Origin of the sequence: Maribacter sp. ACAM166 (assembly GCF_005771495.1) — a bacterium.
Classification (GTDB): Bacteria; Bacteroidota; Bacteroidia; order Flavobacteriales; family Flavobacteriaceae; genus Maribacter.
This window is the reverse complement of record NZ_VAUW01000077.1, coordinates 1-4,027: the sequence shown is the minus strand read 5'-3', so window position 1 is coordinate 4,027 and position 4,027 is coordinate 1. Positions and strand designations below refer to the sequence as shown.

At 35.7% G+C, this 4,027-nt stretch carries 5 protein-coding genes; all 5 read left to right on the top strand.

The features are described 5' to 3' along the window. Window positions 1-170 precede the first annotated feature (170 nt). Window positions 171-1,118, top strand: a complete 948-nt coding sequence (locus ES765_RS21250) for a WD40 repeat domain-containing protein (protein ID WP_138116507.1) — start codon at window positions 171-173, stop codon at window positions 1,116-1,118. 71 nt (window positions 1,119-1,189) lie between these two features. Next, entirely contained in the window at window positions 1,190-2,287 is a 1,098-nt protein-coding gene (locus tag ES765_RS21245) for an Mrp/NBP35 family ATP-binding protein (RefSeq protein ID WP_138116505.1), read from the top strand. Between the two features lie 190 nt (window positions 2,288-2,477). Continuing rightward, window positions 2,478-2,888, top strand: coding sequence for a BrxA/BrxB family bacilliredoxin (locus ES765_RS21240; RefSeq protein WP_138116503.1), 411 nt, complete (start codon window positions 2,478-2,480; stop codon window positions 2,886-2,888). Between the two features lie 18 nt (window positions 2,889-2,906). After that, window positions 2,907-3,422, top strand: a complete 516-nt coding sequence (locus tag ES765_RS21235; RefSeq protein WP_138116501.1) for an ABC transporter ATPase — start codon at window positions 2,907-2,909, stop codon at window positions 3,420-3,422. Window positions 3,423-3,634: 212 nt separating this feature from the next. Further along, window positions 3,635-3,967: a tetratricopeptide repeat protein gene (locus ES765_RS21230; RefSeq protein WP_138116499.1), complete on the top strand. Its 333-nt coding sequence runs from the start codon at window positions 3,635-3,637 to the stop codon at window positions 3,965-3,967. Window positions 3,968-4,027: the final 60 nt, after the last annotated feature.

Below are 4,027 nucleotides of genomic sequence, written 5' to 3'. Positions count from 1 at the left end.
GTTGGAAAAAATATTAGAATTCCACTTACTTACAGTATCAGTGAGAGACAAGTTGAACATATCTTAAAAGGTGGGGTTATTAATTTTGTAAAGCAAAAATAATTTTTCGGCATAGTATTATTAAATGGCACTTCTAAACATTAGATTTTTTTAGGCGAACGATAAAATAAATGGAGACAATAAAAGAGATGAATATTGATGTAAAACACATCGCAACACTTACCGGACACAGCGGTTGCGTATACGGGATGGATAAAGGCATGTCCGAACACACTGTTTTTACAGGTGGCAGTGATCGATTTATTGCATTGTGGAATTTAGAAACCCTACAAGCCGAAAAGTTTTCAGCATCATTGCCAGCCCCTATTTATGCCATTTGTCATATTCCTGAAAAAAATATTTTACTCGCAGGAACAACTACAGGTAGTATTCACATACTTGATTTAGAGAAAAAAGAAGAAATCAAAATACTGCAACATCACATAGGGCCAGTTTTTGATATACAATATTCAATAAAAACCAATTGCTTTTATACCGCCGGTGGCGATGGTAACTTTGCAGTATGTGATCTTGATACTATGTCATTGCTCAAAATGAAAAAACTGTCACAGGAGAAAGTCCGCAACATTGATTTTAATGATACCACTTCAGAGATTGCTGTTGCCTTAGGTGATTCTAATGTTCTCATATTTGACCTGCAGACATTGGATTATAAAAAAGATTTTATTGCACATCAACTTGCAGAAAAAATTATTGGAGCAAATACTGTGCGGTACAGTCCCGATGGAAAATTCCTTTTAACAGGAGGAAGAGATGCTCATTTGAATATTTGGAAAGTAGGAAATTATGAATTAGTAAAGTCGATTCCTGCTCATAATTGGGCTATTTATGATATTGTATTTAGTCCTGATGGATCTTTGTTTGCAACTGCTAGTCGCGATAAAACAATCAAAATTTGGGATGCAAAAACATACCAAATTTTAAAACGCATCACAAAAGAAAATTTTGAAGCACATACACATTCTGTAAACAAATTAATTTGGAGTTCTTTTCATAATTATTTGGTTTCTGCCGGTGATGATAGAATGGTTATGGTAAGGGAAGTAAATAAAATATAAAATTTGATAGTAATTTAAATCTAGCGATTCGTTTTTACAACATAATTATATAAACTAGAAGGAGAGCAAAAATGAGCATAACGAAAGAACAAGTTTTAGAAGCGTTAAAAAATGTAGAAGATCCAGATTTAAAAAAAGATTTGGTAACGCTTGGTATGATAAAGGATTTAGAGGTCGATGGTAAAAACGTCAATTTTACCGTAGTGCTTACAACACCTGCATGCCCAATGAAAGAAATGATTCATAAGGCTTGTGTAAATGCAGTGTTGCATTATATAGATGAAGAAGCGAATGTAAATGTAAAAATGACATCTGATGTGACATCGCGAAAAGGCAGTGGCCCCCTATTGCCAAACGTAAAAAATATTATTGGGGTAGCGTCAGGCAAAGGAGGTGTCGGGAAATCAACAGTGGCTTCCAACTTAGCTTTAGCTTTGGTGAAGTTAGGTGCATCGGTTGGTTTGGTTGATGCCGATATTTATGGTCCTTCACAAACCATTATGTTTAATGTAATGGATGCTAAACCAATGACTAAAGCGGTGGACGGTGTAAATAAAATGATGCCCATAGAAAGTTTTGGTGTCAAATTATTATCTATCGGATTCTTTGTAGATACTTCCCAAGCCCTTGTATGGCGTGGACCGATGGCGTCAAAAGCGGTTGTTCAATTATTTCAGGAGGCACATTGGGGGGAATTAGATTATATGATTATTGATTTACCTCCCGGAACCGGTGATATTCATTTAACGTTGGTTGGTGCCGTGCCTTTGAATGGGGTTGTCATTGTAAGCACTCCTCAATTTGTAGCGTTGGCAGATGCGAAAAAAGGAGTTGGAATGTTTCAGTTACCATCAATAAATGTACCTGTTTTAGGCATTGTAGAAAACATGTCTTATTTCAGTCCGCCAGACGAGCCTGAGAAGCTATATTATATTTTTGGTAAAGACGGAGCAAAAAAACTTGCAGAAGAATTAGAAGTCCCATTATTGGGTGAAATACCATTGGTACAAAGCATCTGCGAATCTGGTGATTCGGGAAACCCAGCTGTACTTCAAGATAATACACCGCAGGCTATTGCCTATATGGAAATGGCACGTAAGGTGGCACAACAAGTGTCTATACAAAATGCAAAAGAACCGATAGTTAAGGTGGCAGATGTTAAATGGTAAAATATCAAAGTGATGCTTGTTATCGCGCAACAAGCCAATTAAGGGACTTATAAAACATCACTTTTATCCCGTTTTTAATATAAGGTCAAGCGAATAATTTATAATTACGAGTACAAATAAAAAACTATATAGAGTTTATTAGGGTTCTCTTTAAAACCTTGAATTTATTTTAATTCTTAAATTTTACACTATGTATCCAGAACAATTAGTATTACCAATGAAGGAAGAACTTACCTCTGTTGGTTTTGAAGACCTCCAAAACGCTACGGAAGTAGATGCTGCCGTTAACTCAAAAGGCACCGTGTTAGTAGCTGTTAATTCAGTTTGCGGATGTGCTGCTGGTGCTGCACGTCCGGGAGTAAAACTTTCATTGGACGCAACCAAGCGGCCTAGCCGTATTACAACTGTATTTGCTGGTTTTGACACCGAAGCCACTGAACAAGCACGCAAACATTTTCTGCCATTTCCTCCGTCATCGCCTTGTGTAGGATTGTTCAAAGATGGAAAATTGGTTCATTTTATAGAAAGACACCATATTGAAGGAAAGTCGGCAGAGCTGATTGCTGAGAACCTAAAGGCAGCTTATGAGGCGCATTGTTAATACAAAAAGGCGATACAAATGATAACCTTTAAAGATATGCCATTGCATTCACGGGTATGGATATACCAATCCATCCGTGAGTTTTCTGAAAATGAAATTACGCAACTAAAAAATAAAGCAGAAGTTTTTATTTCTGAGTGGACTTCGCACGGGAAAACGATGAATGCTTGTATTGAAATCTTTTACAATCGTTTTATTATAGTATGTGTAGATGAAAAAACTACTTCCGCCAGTGGATGCGGAATTGACAAGTCGGTAAAATTCATTCAGCAGTTGGAATCCGACTTAGGCGGAAACACTTCTCTCCTTGATAGAATGAATGTTGCTTACAGAAAGAATGCCCACCTGAATAACGAAGTCGGGCAAGGGAAAATTATTTCATGTCCTATTTCTGAGCTCAAAAATGTACTCACATTTCCTGAAAGACAAAAAGGAATAACTGTATTCAATAACCTCGTAAATACAAAAGCAGCGTTGGAGCAAAATTGGGAAGTGCCCTTAGAAAAAAGTTGGCAATATGAAAAATTCATATAAACATTAAAAAAACAGCGTTGTTGTTAGAGGCGGTTTTGCCAGTTTGAAATTCATTTAAAATCATGATATAAATGATTTCAATGTATTGCTTTTAGCCAAATTAAATCACCACCAATTTCAACCGTTATTTTATCAGGTTGTCACCGCTCAATTAGAGCCATCAAGTATTTCATTTCCGTTTAGAAAAATATTGCAGCACAAAAAACAAAATAATGAAAAGTAGGGTTGAACAATTACAAGAGTTTTTAAAGGAGGACATCAATGATTCTTTTCTGAAATACGCATTGGCATTAGAATATGTTAGGGTTGAGGAAAATGATACTGCGAGAGATTGCTTTTTGAAATTGATAAAGGATGATGAAAACTATGTTGCGAGCTACTATCAATTGGGAAAATTAAATGAGTCGCTGAATGAAGTAGAGAAAGCAATTGAAATTTATAAAAATGGAATTGAGATTGCGAAAAAAATTAAGGATGTAAAAACGCTGTTAGAATTACAAGAAGCTTATAATATGCTGATAGGAATTGATGAAGATGAATTTTGATCGTTTCCTGGTTTTTTATTAAACAGAGATTTTAAACGTTCATACACTTTCGAAAGGGAA

Coding starts and splice junctions, on each gene's coding strand:
- ES765_RS21250 (WP_138116507.1), top strand. CDS start 171: ATGGAGACAATAAAAGAGATGAATATTGATGTAAAACACATCGCAACA.
- ES765_RS21245 (WP_138116505.1), top strand. CDS start 1,190: ATGAGCATAACGAAAGAACAAGTTTTAGAAGCGTTAAAAAATGTAGAA.
- ES765_RS21240 (WP_138116503.1), top strand. CDS start 2,478: ATGTATCCAGAACAATTAGTATTACCAATGAAGGAAGAACTTACCTCT.
- ES765_RS21235 (WP_138116501.1), top strand. CDS start 2,907: ATGATAACCTTTAAAGATATGCCATTGCATTCACGGGTATGGATATAC.
- ES765_RS21230 (WP_138116499.1), top strand. CDS start 3,635: ATGAAAAGTAGGGTTGAACAATTACAAGAGTTTTTAAAGGAGGACATC.